Here is a 23,950-nt window from a genome sequence, read left to right on the forward strand (position 1 = left end):
ACGGGGGCATAAGGTTATGATCATTCATTCAGAAACGTTGGATCTGCAAACTACCACTGAGCAGGATTTAGCGTTCGTTCTAGCCATTGAACAAAGTGAGCTTAATCGTGCCTATATCGGACAGTGGAGTAAAGAGGAGCACATTACGGCTATCCATGATCCAGATATCCTGCATCTTACAATTTGGGAGAGGTCCGGGAAAAGAGTCGGCTATATCATCGTAACAGGACTTCAAGATATTCATCTTACTGTTTGTATTAAACGAATCGTCATCCATTCCAAGGGCTTTGGGTATGGCAAACTGTCGCTTCGTCTCGTGAGCGACTGGATCTTCCAGCACACCGAGACGCATCGGCTATGGTTGGATGTTAGAGATCACAACCACAGGGCTCGCCATGTCTATGAAAGCTGTGGCTTTACACTGGAAGGGACTCTACGTGATTGTATGAAGGTTGAGGGACATTTTGAATCTCTGCATATCATGTCCATATTACGGTATGAGTATATAGCGCGTGAGCAGCAGCGACAGAAATAGATTAGGGAAATCCTCCCTGATCTTTGGTCTTTCAGGTGCCTATAACTGCAAATCAGGGAAAACTTCCCTAATATTCAGCGAATTTGAGCAAAATCGGCGTATTTCAGTAATTTTTAGGGAGGTTTTCCCTAAATCGTCTATTTGGGGACCCTAATCAGCCACTTTTTAGGGAGGTTTTCCCCAAAAAGTGTATGCCGCGATGATAATCGGCTATTTTCAGGGAATTTATTTCCTCGCCCCCTTTCAGGAGCACAATAAAAAGCCGAGCAATAGGCCCCCTATCCTGCGCAGGCTCACTACTCAGCTTTCAATTCCATTTCCCTCAAACCTCTCCACTGTAACAACCCGCCTGCTCACCTTCCGCCCTCAGCCCCGCAACCACAAGGGTTGTCACGTACTTACGGGCATCCGCTGTGAGTAGTAACAGCTCTACCGAGCTTTTAGCCGGCTCCCCTCTGACAAACTTTATTCGGGCACCGTCCAAATCCTCTTGGATGCTGGCAATCGTATATCCTTTAAAAAGCAGCCCATCAATCTCCTGCTGTTCTTTGGCATATTCCGCAAAAGCAGACATTAGACTACACCTCCGCTGATTTCTGCCTTAGAAGGAAGAGGAGCCTCCGCTGCAAAACGTTTGCGTTTCAAATATTTTCCCGAACCTGCTTTGCCGACAAATTGTTTGTTACGAATAACAAATTCACCTCGACTGAGAACAGAAACAGGCTCTCCCTTCACTTCAAAGCCCTCAAACGCATTATAATCTACGTTCATATGGTGCGTGTCCGCAGAAAGGGTTCTTTCTACAGAAGGATCAAAAATGACCAGATCAGCGTCACTACCTACTGCGACCGTGCCTTTTTGCGGATACAAGCCAAACAGCTTGGCGCTAGAGGTAGCAATAATATCTACGAATTTGTTCAATGAGATCCGGCCTTTCTGCACACCTTCCGAATATAGAATCGTAAACCGGTCCTCAATAGTCGGCCCACCGTTCGGGATTTTGGAGAAATCGCCTAGCCCCAGATCCTTTTGTCCTTTGAAATCAAACGAGCACTGATCAGAGCCAATCGTCTGCAAGCTGCCGCTCCATAACGCATCCCACAAAACATCCTGATTCCACTGCTCACGCAGGGGCGGAGACCACACGTATTTAGCACCTTCGAAATTAGGCTTTTCCAGCGCCGTCTGATCCAGCACTAAATACTGTGGACAAGTCTCACCGTAGACGCGCAGTCCCTTTTTACGCGCTTCAGCAATCTTCCAAGCGGCTTCCGCACAGGTCACGTGTACAACATACAGCTGAGAATCTGTAAGTTCGGTTAGATAAGCTGCGCGTCCCGTAGCTTCACCCTCCAGCTCCGGCGGGCGGGTCAGCGCATGAAAGATTGGGTCGGTATTGCCTGCGGCCAAGGCCTGCTCAACAAGATATTCAATGACATCTCCATTCTCCGCATGCACCATAACGAGTGCACCTTCTTTTTTCGCGGCTTGAAGGGTCTTAAAAAGTGTGCCGTCATCCGCCTGAAAAGTATTCTTATAAGCCATAAATACTTTGAGCGAGGTAATGCCTTCATTCTCAATGATCTCCGGAAGCTCACCCAGTACTTTATCGTTTAATTCTGAGACCATCAGGTGGAAGCTGTAATCAATCACCGCTTTATCCTGCGACTTATGATGCCATGTATCTACGGCTTGCTGTAGCGGTTGTCCTTTGGTGGTTAAGCAAAAATCAATGACTGTGGTCGTTCCGCCATATGCAGCCGCAATGGTTCCCGTCTCAAAATCATCAGCTGTAACCGTGCCGCCAAAAGGCATATCCAGATGCGTATGAGGATCAATGCCTCCAGGAAAAACATAACACCCCGAGGCATCTATAATTTCCGCACCAGGGACATCCAAATGAAGGCCAATCTCCGTAATAACCCCGTTTTCAATCGCCACATCGCCTGTATAAGTATCTGCTGCGGTAACGATGATGCCATTTTTAATAATCTTTTTCATCCTTACACCACCTCCACTTCCGAATAGGTACCATTCAAACTCCCGATCACTTTCTGCCGCTGGTTCCAGGTCAGTGGGGCTGCCCCGGTATCCACTGGAACCATATCGATCGCACCGTCTGCTGGACAGACAATAGAACAAAGATTACAACCTACACAATCTTCCTCGCGGACCTGTAGAATAGCTTTCCCATCTGCATTAGTTAACATATCAATACACTGATGTGAAGCATCTTCGCAGGCAATATGGCATTTATTACAGTTGATGCAGTTGTTCTCATTAATACGGGCAACGACCTTATAGTTGAGATCCAGATCACCCCAGTTGGAGTAACGGGATACCGATTTACCGATTAACTCTGTTACGGAAGCCAAACCTTTGTCATCCAAATAGTTGTTCAGGCCATCGATCATTTCCTCCACAATCCGGAAGCCATGATGCATGACCGCTGTACATACTTGAATGCCCGTAGCACCCATCAGCATGAATTCAACAACATCCTGCCAGGTCGAAATCCCTCCAATACCGGAGATAGGAATGCCGACTCCCCGGTCACGGGCACACTCGGCCACCATACTAAGCGCAATTGGTTTCACAGCCGGCCCGCAGTAACCGCCATGCGCACCCTGACCTCCAACATTCGGAATTGTGTTCCAGCTATGAATATCTACACCAGCAAGACTGTTGATCGTGTTGATCATACTAATCGCGTCCGCTCCACCCTTAACCGCATGGCGGGCAACGACGGTGATATCCGTAATATTAGGCGTCAGCTTCACAATCACCGGGGTTGTCGCAACTTCTTTTACCCAGGTGGTCTGTGCCTGCACCAGATCAGGCTGCTGCCCCGAAGCAGCGCCCATTCCACGCTCAGCCATCCCGTGCGGACAGCCAAAGTTAAGCTCCAGGCCGTCTACACCCACATCCTCTACCCGCTTAACAATCTCATGCCATTTATGCTGCGATGGTTCTACCATCAGGGAGGCTATAATCGCATGATTCGGGAATCTTTTTTTCGTTTCATAGATTTCCTTCAGATTAACTTCAAGCGGACGGTCGGTGATCAGTTCAATATTGTTAAAGCCCGCAACCCGTTGCCCATTGAAATTTACTGCCGCAAAACGCGATGAGGTATTAATGATCGGATCGCCGAGCGTCTTCCACACCGCCCCGCCCCAACCTGCTTCAAAGGCCCGCTGCACTTGATAACCTGTATTCGTAGGCGGCGCGGAGGCCAGCCAGAACGGATTCGGTGATTTGATTCCTGCGAGATTAATACTTAAATCTGCCATGATGTTCCCTCCCTGTCATGTAAAATCCAATTTGATTTCTACGCTCAGCCCGCTGATCTAACAACGACCTCCTGCTGGCCTGAGAATTGTTTAACAATCGCATGGGCTGCATCTTTCCCCTGCTGTGCCGCTGACACAACCATAGCCTCACCCTTACCTGAACCAAAAATAATGTCCCCAGCGGCATAAATCTGCGGATCGGAGGTTTGGCAGGTGACCTCATCCACCTTAACAACCCCACGGTCATGCATAAGACCTAAGGAATCTATTAGATCCAGACGACGCTTTTGACCAATAGCTATTACAACCGCATCTACAGGAATCAAGAACTCAGAACCCTCGATCGGCATAGGTATTGGACGCCCATCTTTGCCCAGCTCCTCCGTCAGCTTCATCTGCACACACTCCAGTGCGGTTACATTCCCAACCTCATCACCCACGATACGTTTCGGTAAGGTAAGCCAGCTGAACTCCACACCTTCCTGCTTCGCGAATTCATATTCAAAGTCATATGCCGTCATCTCTTCGCGGGTCCGGCGGTAGACCATTTTCACATTGGTGGCTCCCAGCCGCACTGAGCAAGTCGCTGCATCAATAGCCGTATTCCCTGCCCCAATGACAGCGACCCGCTGACCCATCAGCTCTAGCAGAGGAATGCCCGTCTTAGTAGATTCTACAAGCGCAATAGCGTCATAAACTCCAGCCATTTTTTCACCTTCAATCCCTATTGGAGGCACATATCCCATACCCGCTGCCAAAACGATAGCATCATAATTCGACTTCAGCTCATCTACAGAAACATCCACTCCGACTTTTACACCTGTACGTATTTCCACACCCAGCTTCTCTACCTGCTCTACTTCCCAAAGAGATACAGACTGCGGGAGCCGAAACGATACAATCCCATGTGTATCCAGCCCACCCGCTAACGCCTTTGCTTCGTAGATCACAACAGCGAAACCTTCACGGGCGAGCTCCCTAGCCGCAGACAATCCCGCAGGACCACCACCAATTACGGCTACCTTTTTCCCATTAGGGGTGCCAGCCTTAAATAATTGAACTCCGCTGTTCATCGCCCAATCTGTCGCATAACGCTGCAGCAGTCCGATTTGGATCGGCGCCGAGGCATCATTTAACACACAGGCTCCTTCACACAGCTCATCTGTAGGACAAACACGAGCACAGCTGGCACCCACAGGATTGGAATTCATAATCGTCTGTGCCGAGCCTTTCAAATTGTCAGTAGCGATCCGTTTGATAAAGGAGGGAATATTAATGCTGGTCGGACATGCTTTTATACAGGGGGCATCGTAGCAATATAGACAGCGATTAGACTCATCCAGGGCACCTTTATGGGTCAGAGGCGGCTCAGCCTCGGCGAAATTGCGCATGAACATATCAGGTGTAAATGCTGTTAACGGAGATGAATGCTCCATCACTAGTCCCTCCTTATGGGTAATTTTCCATATTAGTGTTATATAATATAACATTATTTCAAGTTTTGTCTGAATATTTTGCTTACATCTTTAATTTATTGTAGTAATATAAGCATTAACAGAAATTATCTCTCAACGTTCTTCCTGATTAGGTTATATATACTGACATCCATTAATCAAACTATAGTCATTTCGAATTTTCGTTGCATTAGACACTTTGTCTAATTTCAAAACTGTATTTTTTACGTGTGAGAATAGGCTGAGAATAACAGGGCGTTAGCCGAAGGCCAGAGCGCAGAAGATCGAGGGGGAGTAACTATGGACTGGGAGCTTGTATTAACCATTCGTGACGCTTTAAAAAGACCACTATTCGCAGAAGCCGAGGTGATCGGCGGGAAAAGCGGCCTAAGCCGTGCCATTCGCTGGGTGCATGTGCTGGAAAGTGCCAACTTCGAGACTCTGATTCATGGCGAAGAAATGATTTTGACTACGGGGATTGGTGCAAGTGTCGATCTCCCTTCCTCCTTGGAGTTTATGCAGAACCTGATCGACAAAAATGCAGCTTGCCTATGTATTGAGTTAGGTACGTATTTCAGCACCATCCCGCAAGAGATGATCGACTTAGCCGACAGACATGACTTTCCGCTAATCATCTTCACCCGCACGGTTCGTTTCGTAGATATCACGTTGGATCTTCACTCGATTATCATCAACCGGCATCACCGGATGCTCCAAGAACTTGAAAAAATCTCACGTGAATTCCACCGCCTGACCTTAACTTCACAAGGAACGCTGAAAGTGCTGCAATTATTGTGCAAAAGTACCCGCACACAAATTGTCTATATGCAGCTGCAAGGCAAACCCTTATTTTTCCCGGCACTTCCGCCGGAAGAGCAGGCTCCATTGCTGAATTTTTTCACCGCCTTCGGCGACGAGCTGGAAGGAATTCAACCTGACGCTGCCCCCTATATCCGGGAATATGGACAGAAGACCATCGCGCTCAAGCCTGTAGGTGCGCTGGATCAGACCTGGGCTTACATTCTGATGGTATGCAATCACAAACCACAGGAGTTCGACTGTCTGCTGCTGGATTCCGCCTCTTTGTCCATTGCACAAGAGCTGCTGCGGACGCGGTATATGGAGGAGCGTAAGCTTTTTTCAGAAAATCTATGGGTCGACGAGCTGATCAATGGCCGCATCGAAGATGATAACCGCTTAAAGGGCCTGATCGGCTCCAATTTCAACGTGGTCAACGAGCTCCCTTACCGTGTATGCCTTATAGAGATCAAGAACCCCAGAGATGTAAAATGGAACAGCTCGGAGAACGAATGGGAGTCCATTACCTTCCACCTTTCACTCATCCTGCGTTCCATCTTTGAGAAATATTCTTTACGTCCGCTGATCACCCTTAAGAACAATCGCCTCACCGTCATCGCCCTCGATATCCAATCGAAAATGCCTGGAAAAATGCGACTTCAACAAGCACTTGAAGCCCTGCAGAACATCCGCTCCGATGAGAAGCTCAAGGATTTGCAGCTCGTCATTGGAGTTAGCAAATCGCATAAGCGCCTAAAACGAGCCTATTCCGGTTATCAGGAAGCCCTACAGGCATTGTCGTTATACTCCTGTTACCAGAAGTCACTACTCTTCTATGAAGAGCTGGGTGTATTCCAGTTGCTGTTGAGCTTAAATGACGGAAAAACGTTGCAGAACTTCATTCGCAGTTATCTCGGCCCGCTAATCGACCACGACCAAACCAAAGGCAGCGAGCTGCTGCTTACCCTTCGTGTTTATCTGGATCATGATGGTTCCAAACAAATTGCCGCTCGAAACCTATTCATTGTCAGACAGTCCCTTTATTATCGCCTGGACAAAATAACAGAGCTACTGGGTGAAGACTTCATGCAGCCAGAGAATCGGATCTCCATTCAAGTCGCCCTGCGCGCTTACCAATTTCTATATCCAGACAAAATCACTTTACCTAGCCCCCGTTCAGCACAGATTTAAAGGTATCGATAATAAATTCTATATCTTCATCCGTGGAGGATAACGGCGGGGCGAAGGTAAGCACGTTGTTGAACCCAGCTACGGTATCGCCATTTTTACCGATGATAAGCCCCTTGGACTTACATTCGGCAATAATCCCCTTCACAATATTCAGATCAACCGGTTTCTTACTGACCTTGTCTTCAACCAGCTCAATCCCTGTCACCAAACCAAAGCTGCGGACATCACCTACAAGCTTGTGATCAAGCAGCTCAGTAAATTCTGTATTTATTCTTTTACCTAAAAGTTCCGCACGTTCCACCAGCTTCTCCTGCTCGATAATTTCCAGATTACGCAGCGCCAGCGCACAGGAAGCAGGGTTACCACCAAAAGTATTCACATGGCGAAAATGCCCATAGTCATCGCTATTGTCCTTAAATACCTCATAGATATCCTTACGAACAGCAGTGGCAGATAGAGGAAGATAAGCGCTAGTCAGTCCTTTAGCCATCGTTACGATGTCAGGCTTCACATTAAAGTTGTGATGACCAAACTTACGTCCAGAACGTCCGAATCCACAAATCACCTCATCCATAATGAGCAACACACCGTGCTTACGGCAGATTTCCTGCACCCGATCCAAATAAACCTGATGCGGTACAATGACGCCACCACCCGTAATTACAGGCTCCATAATCACCGCAGCTACCGTCTCCACGCCTTCCCAGATGATCATATCCTCTATGGACTGTGCGCACTGGAGGTTGAATTCTTCCACAGTCATCCCGGCCGGGCGGCGATAGCTGTCCGGGGGAGCTACATGCAGAAAACCACCCGCCAACGGTTCATATTTATATTTGCGCTGGGCCTGGCCCGTTGCAGATAATGCCCCAAGTGAACTGCCATGGTACCCACGATAACGGGCAATGAATTTATGGCGATAATGCTGGCCGATTTGCTGCTGGTACTGGCGGGCCATTTTGAAAGCAGCCTCATTGGCTTCCGATCCACTATTGGAAAAAAAGATCACATAATCGTCTCCGAGCCACTCATTCAGCTTCTCCGCCAGCGCAATCGCCGGGAGATGACTTTGTGTCAGAGGAAAATATGGCAGGGTCAGCAATTGATTGTAAGCAGCTTCCGCCAGCTCCTTGCGCCCGTATCCCACATTTACACACCACAGGCCAGACATCCCGTCCAAAAATCGATTGCCCTGTATATCTGTAATCCACGACCCACTTGCCGAGGCGGCAATCATAGGCGGGTTCTTTTCACTATAAGGCGTAATGTTGTGCCATAAATATTTCTGATCCTTCTTCACCGCAAGCTCACTATCGTTCCCCAGACTCTGCATAACATTTTCTCCTCTCAGCAGCTCATTTTCTCTAATAACGGGCAGTGATCATCTTTTTACGCGTATAGAACTCCACCCCATCACGCCCATTGGCATGCAGGTCTCCGTAGAACGATTTCTTATAACCCGAGAAGGGGAAAAATGCCATGGGGGCAGGCACACCCAGATTCACACCCAACATCCCTGCATCAATTTCTTCCCGAAATTCACGGATCGCCTTTGCGCTATCTGTATAAATGCACGCCCCATTCGCGAATGGGGACTGATTCGTTACCGCAATCGCTTCACTCAGACTTTTCACACGAATCACAGACAATACCGGCGCAAAAATTTCATCCTTCCAGATAGTCATTCCCGGCTGTACATGATCAAATATCGTCGGCCCGATAAAATAACCCGCACCACCTGTAGCAGCATCCTTCCGCCCATCTCTCACAAGCTTGGCTGCCTCAGCTTCACCAGTCTCAATGTAATAAAGCGTCCGCTCCTTATTCGACTGACGAATTACCGGACCCAAAAACACCCCATCATCCGCGCCATTACCAATTTTAAGCTCATCCGCAGCCGCAGCCAGACGGTTCACTAGCTCGTCAGCGATATCCTCATGAACCACTACGACCGAGCAAGCCATACACCGCTCACCTGCCGAGCCAAAGGAAGCCGCAATGATATTTTTGACCGCATTGTCCAGCTCCGCATCAGGCAGCACAATCGAGTGATTCTTGGCTCCAGCTAGCGCCTGCACCCGTTTTCCCTGCGCTGTCCCTGTCTTATATACATATTCCGCAACCGGCTGCGAACCGACGAACGAAATCGCCTTCACTTCATCATGCTCCAGCATCCCATTCACAACCTCGTGCGCCCCATGTATCACATTCAGTACACCTGGAGGAAAGCCCGCTTCGGCAAATAACTCTGCCAATCGATTAACCAGCAGCGGCGTCCGTTCAGAAGGCTTCAGCACAAAGGTATTTCCACAAGCGATGGCAAGCGGAAACATCCAACAAGGAACCATCATCGGAAAATTAAACGGGGCAATCCCCCCGATAACCCCCAATGGATAACGGTACATCCCGGATTCAATTCCGGTAGCAATGTCCGGAAGCTGGCTGCCCATCATCAACGTGGGGATGCCTGCGGCAAATTCCACACACTCAATTCCACGCTGCACCTCACCTTGCGCCTCTTCCAGACTTTTGCCATTCTCCAGCGTAATCAGCTCGGCCAGCTCATGCCAATGCTTTACCAGCAGCTGTTGATATTGAAAAAAATAGCGGGCACGACGCGGCACAGCGACCCTTTTCCACGCTTGAAATGCCGCCGCAGCCGCTTCTACCGCCGCACCCAGCTCTTCCTTACTAGAAATGGGCACATAAGCAATCACTTCACCCGTCGCCGGATTATAAACCTCTTCATCTCGCCCGGACGACGATTCTACCCAAGCTCCATTCACATAATTCTTAACTCTTTCAGCCTGCGTTACTAGGAGAGACATAGCTCGCACCCCTTTCTCTGTTTCAGTTGCACTGATGGACTGCTGATTATAATAGATGACCGCCAGATCAGGCGGCCATCCACTATAACATTAAGCTCAGTTAGTTATTTTGCCGCCATTTCTACGATTTCGTTCGTATAAGCCTCATCTACCTTAACCGGTTCTTTAATGACACCAAATTTAAGCGAAATATCAGCGGTTTGCTGGAACGCCGCCGCATCGGTATATCCCATCTTGGCACTGTCAAAGCCTTCAGGCAGAATCAGCTTGGCAACCTCAGTCATCATTGTCAGCTGATGTTCCTTCGTCGTACTGCCGTCTTCCGCTTGTTTCATCACACTGTCCACGGCAGCTGAAGGATCAGCAATTGCATCTTTCCAGCCCTTCAGGGAGGCACGCACAAACTTTGCCGCAGTCTCTTTGTTCTCCGCAAGCCATTCCTTATTCGCGAACAAGTTATCCTCAAGCATTGCAACGCCTTCTGTATTCATGTCAATGACATTCAGATCCTCAGCCTTAATGCCTGACTCCAACACCACTTGGTACTCGTTATAAGTCATCGCTGAGGCCGCATCGATCTGATCGCCCAAGAACTGATCCATCGTGAACCCTTGCTTCGTAAAGCTTAGATCCTTATTCGGATCGAACTTATATTTATCGAATAACGCTAATAGTTCAAATTCGTTGCCACCCATCCAGTTGCCGACTTTTTTACCCTTAAGATCAGCGGCTGAATTAATGCCAGCAGTTTTTTTGGAGACCAGGACCAATCCGCTCTTTTGATAGATTTGCGCGATCTGCACCAGCGGCATTCCCTCTTCAAGACTCGGCAGCAAGCTGGCTACCCAACCCACACCGATATCTGCGGAGCCACCTGCCACTTGCTGTTCCGGAACGATATCAGGCCCACCCGGCAGAATTTCTACATCCAAGCCTTCTTCCTTGTAATATCCTTTATCCTGCGCCACAAAATACCCAGCGAATTGCGCCTGCGGCACCCATTTCAGCTGTAGCTTCACTGTAACTGGATCAGCAGCCGGTTCAGTAGCAGCACTTGCTTCAGGAGCTGCTGAAGCTTCAGGGGCAGTCGTAGCTTCAGCTGCCGAGTTATTATTGTTGCCACCGCAACCCGCCATTAAAGAAACACTCAACATCATCACGATTGCCAACAAACCACCACGAAATTTGCGTTTTTTCCCGTTCATCAATCGAACTCCCCCTATCGTAATTTAAGTTTGTAACAAGCACAGTATGGACAATCATCGTGGTGCGTTTATGCATACAGCCGTGGGCGGTTTCTCTTTTCCATTCCCACTATGGCCGGATGTAATGAGGGTAAGATTAAGTACGCTGCGAAGGATGCCACTTAATGAATACTTTCTCCAGCCGCTCAACCACTAAATAGAAGAGCACGCCTGCAATCGCAGCCAACACAATACAGGACCAACCCAGTGGCATTTTGGCAACTTTAATGGAATTGGAGAGCAGATATCCAAGCCCTTTTGAGGAGAAAAAGAATTCCCCAACAATGGCACCAATCATACTGGCAGTAGCATTAATCTTGAGTGCTGTAAATACATAGGGCAGACTGCTCTGAATCCGCAGATAACGGAATACCGCCGGTTTACCCGCCGCATAAGAATGCATCAGATCCAGCGCCAATGGATCAATCGCCGCCATACCTTTATAGGCGTTGATCGCCATCGCTGCCATTGTAGTTGCGGTTACTATGGCAATTCGTGAGCCTATCCCATCTCCAAACCACAGATTCATGATGGGCGCGAGGGCGACGATAGGCACAGCATTTAGGGCGGCAACCAGCGTCAAGCTTCCACTCCCCCAGCGCGGCCAAGCTGTCGCGACTAAAGCGATCAGGAAGCCGATAGCAGAACCAGCCAACATTCCCAGCACAGCTTCAGCAAGAGTGTATCCGGTATAGGACAGCAAAAAGCTGAAATTATCTCGCATGGTTTCGGCGATGGCTGTAGGCAGCGGGAGTTGATATTTTTTCAGATCAAAGATCTTATGAAAAAATTGAAATTCCCATAGTGCAAGAAATAACAGACCTGCCAGTACAGGCAGCAGCACCCCTGCGCTAAATATCCTCTTCAGCATTCGTGAGCCGCCGCGACTCGCCGTAGCTTCCGCAGGTTTCGGAACGGCTACAGCATTCTTTGGTGTAGCCGTTAGCGCCGGCTGAGCCATTTCTTTACCAGTAGAGCCTATAAACGTGGTCTCCCGAACGGAGTTAGTTTCCATTAGCGGCTGCCTCCTTTCGGACGATATTCAGGCTGCCAAGGCGTTACCAGGCGTTCTATCAGACTGATTAACCAGTAGCTTACGATTCCCAGCAAGGCACCCACAATCACCGTAGACCAGAACATATAGGTGTGAGAGCTTCCATAATAGAGATTGCGCAGCATAATTACACCAATGCCATGCTGGGCACCCATAAGCTCCACCAGAATAGCTCCAGTCACAGCAAGTGGGGCAGCTATCTTAAGCCCACCGAACAAACCCGGCAAAGCCGCCGGAAATCTGAGTTTCCAATAGACCGCCCAAGGTTTCGCCGCGTAAGAATGCATCAATTCGAGCGCTGATGGATCTACACTCCGCAAGCCGCGCAGCATGTTCAGAGCCACCGGGAAAAAGGTGATATATCCCGAAATAATAATCCGTGAGGTCTGTTCATCGCGCACAATCCCGTAGATGATGGGTGCCAACCCCAGAATCGGAATCATCTGCGAGGCAATAGCATAAGGAAAAGTTAATTGCTCTATTGTCTTCGACAAGCTCATCAGCACCGCCAATGAGGCACCAGCTACCGCTCCAATCAGGAAGCCAACACCAGCATTACCGAAGGTCGCAGCCCCCTCCTTCAAGAGCGTGCCTCCATACTGCCATAAGGTAGCTAACACCTCATGAACATATGGCAGCTTGGACTGTGCTAACGGCGTCTCCACCACATGGAGCAGCATCCAGGAAGTCCCTTCCCAGACTAGCAGCAGGCCAAAAATCCAGACGAACAACGGCAGCAGACGGCCTCGCACAAAGATACTGCCCCCTTTCATCACTACACCCCTTCGAAGCTGTCGCGAATACGTGCGATCAGTTCGAAAAACTCTGGGCTATTTCTCATTTCCGCCGTTCGCGGACGTGGCAGAGGAATTTCGACCACAGCGGACAAGCGACCTGGATGCGGGGAAAGAACAAACACCCGGTCAGAGAGGAATATAGATTCAGGAATACTATGAGTTACAAAAACAATTGTGTTCTGCACTTTACTCCAGACAGACAATAACTCTTCATTCAATCGCTCACGCGTAAATTCATCCAGTGCAGAGAACGGCTCATCCATGAGCAGAATTTCCGGCTCCATCGATAGTGCTCTGGCAATCGCTACACGCTGCTGCATCCCGCCGCTGAGCTGCCACGGATATTTATCCGCAAAGCTCTGCAGCCCCACCAGATCAAGAAGCTCCATCGCCTTTTCCTCACGGATTGACTTCTTTACCCCCATCAGCTCCAGTGGCAATGTGATGTTATGCTTCACTTTCCGCCAGTCGTATAAAACTGGACTTTGAAAAACAATGCCATATTTTTGCGCCAGCCTGGCTTCTCTGGCACTTTTCCCAGCTACCACAATGTTCCCGCCTGTTGGTGCTATGAGATCGGCCATCAGTCTAAGCAGCGTCGTTTTGCCACATCCGGAAGGTCCGAGCAGGGAGACGAACTCCCCTTTTGCAATATCAAGACTCACCTGATGCAGGGCAAGCACTTCCGCAGCTTCTGTCCGATAACGCATTTCAACATTTTCCAGCTGAATCTCAGGAATATTTGTCGCTAGTGATGACATCCTCAGCCCCCCCTTTTCAAAATAAGCCATGTTTATAATGTTATATAAACTGACGCTATTTAGATAAAATAAAGAAAACTTCTATTGCATGTATTATTAACTAACATGTTACACGCTGCTCACTGGACTCTCACTAGACAATTAGTAAAATAGCTCCTGTTAAATTGCGTCATTTTGTCTAGGAGACATTTTTTTGACCACAAACCCGAAGTATTTTTTTTATATCCGCAGATATGTGGTAATATTTATCCATATCTTTCCTCGGTAGGTGACAATAGACCCATGGGATCTATAATCTCGAATTATATTGTAATTGTTGCTATATCAGGTGTGCTGAGTGTCTTACTAGCCCTTTTCGCCTATTATAAAAAAACTGATTTCTTAGGAATCAGGGCTTTTGTTATAAGCTCCTTTACCTCTGCTATTTACACCTTCGGTTTCGCATTAGAATTATCGGGGAAAACTCTGGAGGAAATCAGCTTCTGGATTAAGTTAGAATATCTGGGGATGCCCTTTATTGCGCCGGCTAGTCTAATCATGGTGATCCATTTCGTTGGGCTGGAGACGCTGTTTAAAAAAGGCATACGGGCGGCGTTATTTATCATTCCATTCATTACAACGCTGCTGGTCTGGACCAATGATTACCATCATCTCTTCTATAAATCCATTTATTTACGGGAAAATACGCCCACCCCACTCGTTGATGTTGTGATGGGACCTTGGTATATCGTTCACGGCAGCTTTACTTTCGGCTGTCTGCTGGCAGCCATTTGCCTCATGATATGGCAGTGGAACCGGATGAAAAGGGTATACCGCAGGCAGATCATCACAATAATAATCGGGTTAAGCCTTCCAACCCTCGGCGCTTTTTTGTATCTGATAGGCTTGACTCCTTACGGAATGGATCCCGTCCCGATCATTATGAGCCTAACCTCCTCCCTATATATTTGGGCTATTTTATCCCGGGGCATGTTAACGGCTGCACCTATTGCTCGTGAGAATCTGTTCGAGAGCATGCGGGAGGGAGTGCTTGTCACCGACCGCTCGGACATGCTCGTCGATTACAATCGTGCAGCCGCGGATATGATAGAGGGGCTCAACTCCTCATCGATTGGCAAACCGCTAGCACAATTGTTTCTTAACGCAGGCAAAGATGCCTTGTCCTATGTGATGGATGCCGAGCCACTGTTGCGCGAAGAACGGGAAGTGGCTTGGAACAAAGCAGAGGAGATCTGCTATTATCAAATCCGCTCCTCTCCGGTACAGAAACAAGAAGGGCACATAGCAGGACAGATGATCATGCTGATTGACGTGACTGAACGAATACTGCTTCAGGAGAAGCTGCGTCAATTGGCTACGATGGACAGCCTAACGGGTATCTATAACCGCTCCTATTTTTTGGAGCTGAGTCAAGCATTGCTTGCCCGGGCTGCCAGCCTGCGAAGCTCATTATCTATGATTTTGCTGGATGTGGACTTCTTCAAGAGCATTAATGACCGCTATGGGCATCAATATGGAGATCAAGCTCTACAGCATATTGTCCAGGTGTGCAGCAGACATCTGCGGGAGGGAGATCTCTTTGGCCGTTATGGTGGTGAGGAATTTGTAATCTGTCTGCCAGAGACGTCACTGAAGCAAGCAGCATTGCTCTGCGAAACTATCCGCGCGGATATTGAACAAAGCACCTTATATACCGTCATCGGGCCCATTAATGTGACCGCAAGCTTTGGAGTTGTGGAGGCCCTAAATCCAGAGGCCACTCTAGAAGAACTGCTATCTGAAGCCGACCATGCTCTGTATAGCTCCAAACGGAATGGACGCAACGCTGTGCATCTCTCCCAAAGGTCAGAAATCATTCTTTTCAAGCCTGTTTAATGACAATCATGTCCCTTCCTGCGCATTCAACAACTGGCCTTATTTTTCATAGTCTGTTTTTAAGTTTAATAAGAGTTATCTGAAAAACTAATCAGAGTGTTGAGAGTAAAATTTGCTTGATGGGATATGGAGGCGTAAGAAATAATGAGGAACCATACAATGATGCAGTTTTTTGAATGGCATGTTGCTGCGGACGGGAAACACTGGGATCGCTTAAAAGAAACTGCACCCGCGCTAAAAGCCGTAGGCATTGATTCTGTTTGGGTACCTCCTGTGACAAAGGCCGTCTCCGCTGACGATACAGGCTATGGCGTGTATGATCTATACGATCTGGGCGAATATGACCAAAAAGGTACGGTACGCACCAAATATGGCACCAAACAAGCACTGATCAACGCAATTTCGGAATGTCAAAAGAATGGCATCGCCGTTTACGTTGATTTGGTGATGAATCATAAGGCTGGCGCGGATGAAAAGGAAGTATTCCAAGTCATCGAGGTCGACCCCAATGATCGGATGAAAGAAATTTCGAAACCTTTCGAGATTGAGGGCTGGACAAAATTCACCTTCCCTGGCCGCGGGAATGAACACTCTGCCTTTAAGTGGAATCACAATCATTTTAACGGCACTGACTTTGACGCCAAAGAAGAGCGAACCGGCGTATTCCGTATAGTAGGCGAGAATAAAGCGTGGAATCAGAATGTTGACGACGAGTTCGGAAACTATGATTATCTAATGTTCGCTAATATTGATTACAGCCATCCGGAAGTCAAAAAAGAAATGATCCAATGGGGAAAATGGCTGGTGGATACCCTCCACTGCAGCGGCTTCCGCTTGGACGCCATCAAACATATCAACCATGAGTTTGTTAAAGAATTCGCGGTAGAGATGTTTAATAAATGCGAGAAGGATTTCTATATCGTCGGTGAATTCTGGAATTCCGACTTAGAGTCCTGTCGACAATTTCTGAATACCGTCGATTATAAAATTGACCTCTTCGATGTATCCCTTCACTACAAGCTGCATTCAGCTTCTTTGGAGGGCAGAAACTATGATCTGACCAAAATTCTTGATGACACACTGGTGCAGACCCATCCCACCAATGCTGTAACCTTCGTTGACAATCATGATTCTCAGCCTCACGAAGCCCTGGAATCCTGGGTAGATGATTGGTTCAAGCAAAGTGCTTACGCGCTTATCCTGCTGCGACGGGATGGATATCCTGTGGTCTTTTACGGGGATTATTATGGGATCGAAGGACCAACACCTGTAGCAGGTAAAAAAGATGCGATTGACCCTCTGCTGTATACCCGCTATCACAAAGCTTATGGTGAACAGAAGGATTATTTCGATCATCCTAACACGATTGGCTGGACACGGCTCGGCGTGGAGGATATTGAACACTCCGGTTGTGCGGTTGTGATCAGTAATGGTGAGAATGGCCAGAAGAGAATGTTCGTAGGAGAACATCGCGCCGGTGAAGCATGGGTGGATTTCACCCATAACCATAAAGCCACCATAACCATTGAAAAAGATGGTTGGGCGACCTTCCCGGTCAATGGCGGCAGCGTCTCCGTCTGGGCTTTGCCAGATGCAGAAGCTGACAAGAAGTAAACCTGATTAAAAAGGTGCCCAACGCCGTTTGGCGTTGGGCACCTTTTTTTAGTTATTCGTTTTATGCTCCGGATGGCGGGTTACAAGCCTCACCAGATCCAGCGTTAAGACGGGTAATGTTAGGGACGCTGGATAAGCTAAGTAACGCGGCTCCCACTCTGGATTGAACTTTTCCTTGTAACGACGCAATCTGGCAAAACCGTAACCATGCCCATGCCCACCTCTATTAAACACTTGATGAGCCAGCTTCTCCTCCTTCAGAGCTCCGGGGTCCTGACCCCCACTGGATGATAGAGGAGTGTTGCCTAGATTAAATCGCCGATACCCCTTGGACTTCGCCCATTCCAGCATACAAACCAATAAATAATCTACCGTCCCGTTTGGCACATTCTTCCGCTGGCGCAACAAATCTACGGACAGGGTCAATCCTTGATCATACCCTGGGGCAATAGAAGCAAATGCCAGTATTGTACCTTTGGTGTTCCGCAGCACCACAATGGGAGCCCGTTGCAGATACTCGACCTTAAACCACCCTAACGAATAACCCTTTTCCGCTCGGCCATTCAACCACTCGTCCGAAATCGTTCGCAGTTCTCTCAGCAAACTATCAGCATGCGGCGCTTCTGTAATTTCAACAATCATGCCTTCCCGTTCAAAACGATCGCTTACCCTTTGCAGATCACCATTCTTCAGATCACTGAGTGCAAAGTTATCAAGGCTTATCACTGCCTCTTCACCCAGCTTAAAAAAGCGATAGCCCTGCTCCTGATAGACCGATAAAAAAGCAGGTGAAGCTTGATAGAAAACTACAACCAGACCATACTGATCTGCAGCTTGTCTAAATTCACTGATGGCTTCACTTATTAAGCTTCTCTCTCCCAGCGGATCACCCAGCACAACGAGTTTATCCCTAACTCTGGCGAAAGCGAGCAGCACTTTATCGTTCTGAGCCCAGAAGAAGCCCTTATCACCCAAAAACAAAGTATGAGTTAAGGTATTGCCTTGAACTCCATCTAGAAAATGTTTCAGCTTAGCTACATCCAAGGTCCCGAACAGCTCGTTCTCCTTATGATGGGGCCTGAGGTTTACCCACATTATGAGCAGTACCCAAGACAAGACCAATCCTCCCACTGCCGTAAATGCAACATGACTATATCGCTGCAACCATTCAGGCTGTACACCCGGAGGCAGATGCTTCAGAAATCCACGATGTACATAACAGCCCATCAGATAGTAGCTTAGTGCAATTACTGAAGTGAGGACAAACCACCGGATCGCGCTCTGTCTGCTGATTGGCGCACTAATCCGATAAAACCGCGATCTGGATATCCAAAGAATAAGCGCTACTATAAGTAGCAAAAGCGCCTCTTCATAATCAAAACCCTTAGTGACTGCAAACAATGATCCAATAAACAGAAGTATGCTAGTCCATACATATGCACTATGGACCCGCAATGTAATGCCCCGCGACAATAAAATCAGCATAAAACCAATAAGTACAGACAGATGATGAGAAAGCTGCATTACGGGAAACGGCAATATTTCCTCCGTAATCTTCAACCTATACAGCAATCCGGGTACTGCTGCAGATAGTAAGAGAATAAGCCCGCTAGCTAGTACCAGCTTACCAAGAGCCCACATCCCAAGATCGCTCAGAAAGGTATACTGACCCGGCCAGCCCCAGATCTTCTGCCATTTGTTAAGAGAGGGTTCGAACCCTGGAACTGAACGATCTTGATCCTTTTTTCCTTGCAGACCAATTTCCAGTGCAGCCAGCACCAATCCAATCAACCAAGGAATGACATAATAAAACAATCGAAAGATGACAAGCACCGCCATCGCCTTATCGGTCTGGTAGCCAAGCTGTGTCAGCCCGAGCAAGGCGATAAGGTCAAATGCACCGATACCGCCGGGTGCCATACTCAAGATTCCGGCAATAGCAGCAATCGTAAATATACCAAAGATAGCTATAAAATGGACCTCATCCAAGAGATGGCTGCTGATGGTCCAAAACGTCACGCCAGCAAAGCTCCATTCCAGAAAGGAAGCACCGACGGAGTTAACGACTGTAAGCCAGGATGTTCTGCCTTTTCCCCGGTTAATCCATTTCGCATAAACCGATGAGCGCTGCACAAACACAAAAACCGGCAAATAAAGCGCCATACCCCATACTGCAAATACCAGCCAGCGATGTTCTTCCAGCAAAGCCGTTGCCGGGAGTAAACCAAAGATATTCGCCCATGAAAGTAGTGATAACCCGGTAATCATAAGCGGCGATAGAAATACAATGGCGGGTGTTAGTACGGAGGTCGGCACTCCGCTTTTTTTATACAGCAGCGTCCTTAAACCAACTCCAGCCAGACCTGCAAACCCAATCAAGTTATTAAATGTATTAGCAATCCATGCATACCGAAAGGTACTCCACAGCCCTACTTTTAAACGAAAATGGGCCCGAATCAAATAATCATAAGCACTCATCACAGCTACGGAAAGAAGTGCAAAACCAATCATTTGCAAAATAGCAGACGTAGGTACTCGCCTTAGTTCACGCATTATAAGTCCTAAATGAACCTGCTTCAGCTCATGTTGCCCCTCCCAGTATACGAACGCTATGATAGCCACTGGAAAAAGAGCTCTGACCGCCCGGATCCGATAGATAGATAAGATCAGTCTTACAATTTTGAATCTTTCTAATGTCTGTTGCTTTGAATGCATGAGCCCACCTGCCTTTACCGCTGACACACGTTGTGCTAGACAATTTTTACAACTAGTCCATTATAGCAATTCTTGGAATAGAAGACCCGTGATAATCAACACCTACTCTATTAGACTGCCAGCAAATCCCTAACCCCTGCAACAGTTAAAGATTTTTTGGGAAATGAGGATAAGCATAGTTAATATATTACGAAGCTGGACAGATCAATATGACGGAACTTTATTTTAGGGGTATCTTTCTAGTATTGGCCAACAATGTGATAAAAGAACATTTAAATTGTAGTCTAAACTTAAAAATACATAACAAAAAGGACATCCCTCACGGCAAAGGATGCCCTTTTTGTTATGTAACACGACTTAGTATGGTCTATACACGAATATCAAATCTGCCTTGGCTATTCGTTGTTGCGGTAGAGATTTCTTGCGGACTTGCCGCAGCAAGCGCGTTGTTTGCAGGTTTGGCAGGTGCTTCTGCACTACTGCTTGCAGCGGAAGCACTGCTCTGCGACTTCTGGGAAATTTGTGCCTCGATTTGCTTGATCTGCTGCTCAATTTGTTTCGTTTTCGTTTCTTTGGTCTTCGCGTCATCCGAGCTGGCATCAATCTTGTCCAATTCGGCTTCCAGCTTCGCTTTTTGTTTCTCGAGCGCGCTGGTATCTGTAGTACTAGACGTCGAGGTAGTATACGATGTAGAACCTGAGACTGCGGATATACTCATAATCATCCCTCCCTTCCTTACCTCCAATATAATCCTTTTGCAGATAAGGAACGTTAAAACCCGCTGAAAGTTTGCTGAAAGTATTGCTCTCTTTCAAGGTTATAAGGATAAACTGTTAGGAATTGGAATTCCCCCGTTTGACCAACAGAAGATAAGACAGAATAGAGAGAACACCCGTACAGGCAATCACAATCGCCATTGGAAGGGCTGAATCTACGCCTCCAAGACCCACAAGCGGTGCTACACAGCTACCAAGCAGCAACGGGATCAGCCCTATCAAGGCCGAAGCGCTGCCTGCGGCTTCTCCTTGGTCCTGCATTGCAAGTGAGAAGCTGGTTGCGCCGACAATCCCCACACTGGAGACAACAGCGAACAGACAGATTAGAATAGGGATCAGCCCTCCCCCTATCAGGATCGTAAGCAGCAGCAAGACGCCCCCCATTGTACAGAGCAGCAACCCGCTAAGCAGTAGCTTCGTCTCACTCACCTTACCAGCAAGTCTGCCGGCAATTTGACCTGTAATAATAATCCCAATCCCGTTCACAGCAAAGATCAAGCTATATACCTGCGGAGTAACCGCAAAAATATTTTGCAAAACAAAAGATGACCCAGAGATATAAGCGAACATAGACGCTGTAACAAAACCTTGGGACAAGGCATAACCCATAAACTTGCGGTTGCCAAGTAACACCTTAAAGGTAAGCAAAGTACCCTTCAACCCACTCTTGGAGCGCCGCTCCTTCGGCAATGTCTCAGGCAAGCGCAGGAGAATCGTTAAGCAAAAAATAATTCCGGCAGCAAATAATACGAGGAATATCCCCTGCCATGTAGTCACTCTTAAGAGCTGGCCTCCAATGACTGGAGCCAAAATCGGACCCAGACCATTAACAATCATCAATAAAGAGAAAAATTTCGTTAGTTCAGAGCCACTGTACAGATCACGCACAGCCGCCCTAGAGACAACTACACCCACTGAACCAGCAAGACCTTGAATAAACCGCAAAACAATTAAAAGTCCAATCGAAGGACTAAAAGCACATAGCACTGAGGAAACGGCATAGATGAACATCCCTATAAGCAGTGGACGGCGACGTCCATATACATCACTCAGTGGTCCAGCTACTAACTGACCCGAGGCCAGTCCCAATAAAAAGAAGGTGAGACTTAGCTGCACCAAAGCAGCTGTCGTACCGAAATCGTCGACAAGTGTAGGCAGTGCTGGCAAATACATGTCAATCGACAACGGCCCAATGGTTGTAATGGAGCCCAGAATAACAGCAAGTTGCAATCTCTGCTTCCTTGAGGGTCCATCTACAGCAAGTTTATTAGCATTTTGCATTCCAATCATGATCCTTACGTCAACCTTTCTAAAGCAACCCGGGGGCCTTTTTTTGTATTCTTCATACTAACGTAAAGGAACTCAAATGATCAATCCTTTTATAAGGCCTCATTCGGGGCTAATAACTTAAAAATAACCGCCAAAAGGCGGTTATCCTAATTGTTTTATGCATTTTGAGATGTACTAAACCCCTGTAGCCAATCTTTGGCGGCTTCGGCTTCCGCCATACTCAAGCGGTGACCTTGGTTGCCCCAATGGGTTGTAACCTCAGCGCCTGCTTTCTGCAGAATCCCCTCTAGCTCCTGAGTTTCCGTAGATGTTATTAGCGGATCATTCGTACCTGCCCCAATAAAGATAGACACCCCTTCAAGAGAAGGAAGCTCCACATTGCGTAATGGCACCATCGGATGCAACAGCACTGCCGCGCGGAAAATGTCCTTATAATGAAACAGAAGGCTACCAGCAATGTTTGCACCGTTAGAGTAACCAACCGCTACCAGATTATTGGCATCAAACCCGTATTTCTCTGCCGCCTCATCCAGAAACTGCTTAATCTCATGGGTACGGAAAACTAAGTCCGCTTCATCGAACACTCCTTCTGCCAGCCGACGGAAGAATCGTGGCATGCCATTCTCCAGCACATTGCCCCGTATACCTAGCACCGATGAATCTGGGGATAACATCTCAGCCAGCGGCAGCAAATCCTGCTCATTACCACCTGTGCCATGAAACAACACTAATGTAGGTTTAGTTATATCTTTACCTTTACGGAATACATGAATCATCCCTGCTTCACCTCAATTTCTCTTACTTGAATAGGCGTTAAGTTTTCTTCGATGGCCGCGCGATGCGGCTCAAACCAGGACGGCAGCATCAACTTTTCACCCAACGCATCTGGGGCTTCATCACGGGCAAAACCTGGAGGATCTGTAGCGATTTCGAACAGGATTCCTCCTCTTTCACGGAAATAGATCGCATTAAAATACTGACGGTCTTGAACGGGTGTAGGTCTATGCCCATGACTCTGTACATGGCGCGACCATTCCAGTTGCTCTGCATTATCCTTTGCCCGCCACGCGATGTGATGAACTGTCCCTGCACCTCCCGCTCCGAGCGGAACGGGTGATGTCTTCAAATCAATAATATTACCTAGCTCCCCATTGGTTCTATAGCGAGTATATCCATCTCCGTCAGCAATATGTTCCATACCCAGCGTATGAACAAGTGTCTCGGCTGTTTGCAACGGATTGCTGCTATACAGCACAGCCCCGCCAAAACCTTTGATCGCGTATTTAGTAGGAATCCCACCAAAGGACCACTTACTGAGCGGGCCTTCCTCACGTTCCACCAGTTCAATCCGCAGACCGTCGTAATCGGCAAAAGATAAATAGGGTTCCGAGATCCGACTTCCTTTTGTAACCGAAATTCCGTATTCAGCAAGGCGTTGTTCCCAGAATTGCAGAGCACCGACCGGCACTGCGTAGATCGTTACGCCAACTTGACCACTGCCTATTCTGCCTCTACGCCCTACAGGCGAAGGGAAAAATGTAATAATCGTTCCCGGCGAACCCTGCTCATTCCCAAAGTATAAATGATAGACCTCTGGAGCATCAAAATTAATCGTTTTTTTCACGAGCCGTAGGCCCAGAATCCCGGCGTAGAAATCAACATTGCGCTGAGCGTCTCCGACAAAAGCTGTAATATGATGTATTCCTGCAGTTTGAAGTGTCATTA

Annotated in this window: 19 protein-coding genes; 4 read left to right on the plus strand and 15 right to left on the minus strand. The window is 47.8% G+C overall.

Features of this window, described 5'->3' with window-relative positions; genetic code table 11:
* The first annotated feature begins 16 nt into the window (after window positions 1-16).
* Window positions 17-535, plus strand: coding sequence for a GNAT family protein (locus MHB37_RS30115; RefSeq protein WP_341164461.1), 519 nt, complete (start codon window positions 17-19; stop codon window positions 533-535).
* Window positions 536-857: 322 nt separating this feature from the next.
* On the opposite strand, the gene MHB37_RS30120 is transcribed toward MHB37_RS30115, so the two are convergent.
* Genes MHB37_RS30120 through MHB37_RS30135 form a run of 4 tightly spaced genes read right to left on the minus strand, consistent with a single transcriptional unit; the run spans window position 858 to window position 5,264 of the window.
* A complete protein-coding gene (locus MHB37_RS30120) occupies window positions 858-1,109 on the minus strand; it encodes a hypothetical protein (protein WP_076179218.1) in 252 nt (83 codons plus the stop codon).
* Window positions 1,109-2,536, minus strand: coding sequence for a dihydropyrimidinase (gene hydA / locus MHB37_RS30125; RefSeq protein ID WP_340921175.1), 1,428 nt, complete (start codon window positions 2,534-2,536; stop codon window positions 1,109-1,111). Before hydA ends, MHB37_RS30120 begins: the two co-directional genes overlap by 1 nt.
* 2 nt (window positions 2,537-2,538) lie before the next feature.
* A complete protein-coding gene (preA, locus tag MHB37_RS30130) occupies window positions 2,539-3,828 on the minus strand; it encodes an NAD-dependent dihydropyrimidine dehydrogenase subunit PreA (protein WP_076276253.1) in 1,290 nt (429 codons plus the stop codon).
* Between the two features lie 44 nt (window positions 3,829-3,872).
* The gene (locus tag MHB37_RS30135) at window positions 3,873-5,264 is read right to left on the minus strand and encodes an NAD(P)-dependent oxidoreductase (protein ID WP_405168794.1); all 1,392 of its coding nucleotides are present in this window, start codon (window positions 5,262-5,264) and stop codon (window positions 3,873-3,875) included.
* 318 nt (window positions 5,265-5,582) lie between these two features.
* Here MHB37_RS30135 and MHB37_RS30140 point away from each other — a divergent pair, with 318 nt between their 5' ends.
* On the plus strand, window positions 5,583-7,271 hold the full coding sequence (locus MHB37_RS30140) for a PucR family transcriptional regulator (protein ID WP_076124031.1): 1,689 nt from the start codon (window positions 5,583-5,585) through the stop codon (window positions 7,269-7,271).
* Here the strand turns inward: MHB37_RS30140 and MHB37_RS30145 are convergent.
* The 6 genes from MHB37_RS30145 to MHB37_RS30170 all read right to left on the minus strand — a co-directional run bounded on the left by MHB37_RS30145 (window position 7,246) and on the right by MHB37_RS30170 (window position 13,955).
* A complete protein-coding gene (locus MHB37_RS30145; protein ID WP_405168795.1) occupies window positions 7,246-8,604 on the minus strand; it encodes an aspartate aminotransferase family protein in 1,359 nt (452 codons plus the stop codon). The two genes, MHB37_RS30140 and MHB37_RS30145, sit on opposite strands and share 26 nt — an antisense overlap.
* A 31-nt stretch (window positions 8,605-8,635) precedes the next feature.
* Window positions 8,636-10,099 carry a CoA-acylating methylmalonate-semialdehyde dehydrogenase gene (locus MHB37_RS30150; protein ID WP_405168796.1) on the minus strand — a complete coding sequence of 488 codons (1,464 nt, stop codon included), beginning with the start codon at window positions 10,097-10,099 and terminating at the stop codon, window positions 8,636-8,638.
* A 104-nt stretch (window positions 10,100-10,203) separates the two neighbouring features.
* Window positions 10,204-11,304, minus strand: coding sequence for an ABC transporter substrate-binding protein (locus tag MHB37_RS30155; RefSeq protein WP_405168797.1), 1,101 nt, complete (start codon window positions 11,302-11,304; stop codon window positions 10,204-10,206).
* A gap of 136 nt (window positions 11,305-11,440) precedes the next feature.
* Window positions 11,441-12,358 (minus strand): ABC transporter permease, encoded by a 918-nt coding sequence (locus MHB37_RS30160; protein ID WP_405168798.1) that lies wholly within the window; start codon window positions 12,356-12,358, stop codon window positions 11,441-11,443.
* Entirely contained in the window at window positions 12,358-13,170 is an 813-nt protein-coding gene (locus MHB37_RS30165) for an ABC transporter permease (RefSeq protein WP_051491222.1), read from the minus strand. The genes MHB37_RS30160 and MHB37_RS30165 overlap by 1 nt, the downstream gene beginning before the upstream one ends.
* Before the next feature lie 2 nt (window positions 13,171-13,172).
* Window positions 13,173-13,955, minus strand: a complete 783-nt coding sequence (locus tag MHB37_RS30170) for an ABC transporter ATP-binding protein (protein WP_036682061.1) — start codon at window positions 13,953-13,955, stop codon at window positions 13,173-13,175.
* A gap of 282 nt (window positions 13,956-14,237) precedes the next feature.
* Here MHB37_RS30170 and MHB37_RS30175 point away from each other — a divergent pair, with 282 nt between their 5' ends.
* Together MHB37_RS30175 and MHB37_RS30180 are read left to right on the plus strand one after the other, a co-directional pair.
* Window positions 14,238-15,830 carry a histidine kinase N-terminal 7TM domain-containing protein gene (locus MHB37_RS30175; protein ID WP_076124039.1) on the plus strand — a complete coding sequence of 531 codons (1,593 nt, stop codon included), beginning with the start codon at window positions 14,238-14,240 and terminating at the stop codon, window positions 15,828-15,830.
* A 141-nt stretch (window positions 15,831-15,971) separates the two neighbouring features.
* The gene (locus MHB37_RS30180; RefSeq protein WP_076191713.1) at window positions 15,972-17,444 is read left to right on the plus strand and encodes an alpha-amylase; all 1,473 of its coding nucleotides are present in this window, start codon (window positions 15,972-15,974) and stop codon (window positions 17,442-17,444) included.
* 48 nt (window positions 17,445-17,492) lie between these two features.
* Here MHB37_RS30180 and mprF read toward each other — a convergent pair whose 3' ends face one another.
* The 5 genes from mprF to MHB37_RS30205 all read right to left on the minus strand — a co-directional run bounded on the left by mprF (window position 17,493) and on the right by MHB37_RS30205 (window position 23,948).
* Complete coding sequence (gene mprF / locus MHB37_RS30185; protein WP_405168799.1) at window positions 17,493-20,159, minus strand: bifunctional lysylphosphatidylglycerol flippase/synthetase MprF; 2,667 nt, start codon at window positions 20,157-20,159, stop codon at window positions 17,493-17,495.
* Window positions 20,160-20,526: 367 nt separating this feature from the next.
* Complete coding sequence (locus tag MHB37_RS30190) at window positions 20,527-20,877, minus strand: FlxA-like family protein (RefSeq protein WP_405168800.1); 351 nt, start codon at window positions 20,875-20,877, stop codon at window positions 20,527-20,529.
* 115 nt (window positions 20,878-20,992) lie between these two features.
* Window positions 20,993-22,225 (minus strand): multidrug effflux MFS transporter, encoded by a 1,233-nt coding sequence (locus tag MHB37_RS30195; RefSeq protein ID WP_405168801.1) that lies wholly within the window; start codon window positions 22,223-22,225, stop codon window positions 20,993-20,995.
* 155 nt (window positions 22,226-22,380) lie between these two features.
* The gene (locus tag MHB37_RS30200) at window positions 22,381-23,001 is read right to left on the minus strand and encodes an alpha/beta hydrolase (RefSeq protein WP_076124044.1); all 621 of its coding nucleotides are present in this window, start codon (window positions 22,999-23,001) and stop codon (window positions 22,381-22,383) included.
* Window positions 22,998-23,948 carry a ring-cleaving dioxygenase gene (locus MHB37_RS30205; RefSeq protein WP_076305812.1) on the minus strand — a complete coding sequence of 317 codons (951 nt, stop codon included), beginning with the start codon at window positions 23,946-23,948 and terminating at the stop codon, window positions 22,998-23,000. The genes MHB37_RS30200 and MHB37_RS30205 overlap by 4 nt, the downstream gene beginning before the upstream one ends.
* Window positions 23,949-23,950: the final 2 nt, after the last annotated feature.

The sequence above is a fragment of the Paenibacillus sp. FSL H3-0286 genome, from assembly GCF_045040705.1.
GTDB classification, from domain to species: Bacteria; Bacillota; Bacilli; order Paenibacillales; family Paenibacillaceae; genus Paenibacillus_AQ; species Paenibacillus_AQ odorifer.